This is a genomic window from Acidovorax sp. HMWF018 (assembly GCF_003061035.1).
Taxonomy (GTDB): Bacteria; Pseudomonadota; Gammaproteobacteria; order Burkholderiales; family Burkholderiaceae_C; genus Acidovorax; species Acidovorax delafieldii.
On the sequence record NZ_QAIM01000394.1, the window covers coordinates 4,639 to 5,244 of the forward strand.

2 pseudogenes are annotated in these 606 nt (G+C 65.0%); both read left to right on the forward strand.

From position 1 onward, the window contains the following. Positions 1-544 (forward strand): annotated as a pseudogene (locus DBR23_RS30775) (cytochrome o ubiquinol oxidase subunit I); the annotation flags it as partial. Further along, positions 537-606: pseudogene (locus DBR23_RS32300) on the forward strand (cytochrome o ubiquinol oxidase subunit III); the annotation flags it as partial. The pseudogenes DBR23_RS30775 and DBR23_RS32300, both read left to right, overlap by 8 nt.

Consider the following 606-nt stretch of genomic DNA (forward strand, 5'->3'; position numbering starts at 1 on the left):
GGGTGTCACCCGCCGTGCCAACCACTTCGAAGACCAGTCGCTGCAGATCTGGTTCGTGATCGCTGCCATCGGCGCGGCCATGATTGCCGCCGGCATTGGGTGCTTCCTGATCCAGCTGGTGGTCAGCTTCCTCAAGCGCGAACAGCTGCGCGACTGGACGGGCGACCCCTGGGACGGCCGCACGCTGGAGTGGGCCACCTCGTCGCCCCCGCCCAACTACAACTTCGCCTTCACCCCTGTGGTGCACGAGATCGACGCCTGGTGGGACATGAAGAAGCACGGGTACAAGCGTCCTCTGGCGGGCTTCCAGCCCATCCACATGCCAGCCAACACCGGCGCTGGCGTGGTGATCTCGGGGCTGTCGCTGGTGTTCGGCTTTGCGCTGATCTGGCACATGTGGCTGCTGGCGGCCGTCTCGTTTGCGGCTGTCGTTCTGGCCGCCATCATCCACACGTTCAACTACAAGCGTGACTTCTACATCCCGGCATCCGAAGTGATCTCCACCGAAGAAGCCCGCACACTCCAACTGGCCCGCCATGTCTGATATCCGCATCCACGCTGGCGCCGCAGCAGGCGCCCTGGCCCCGCGCGAGTACCACCTCGCGC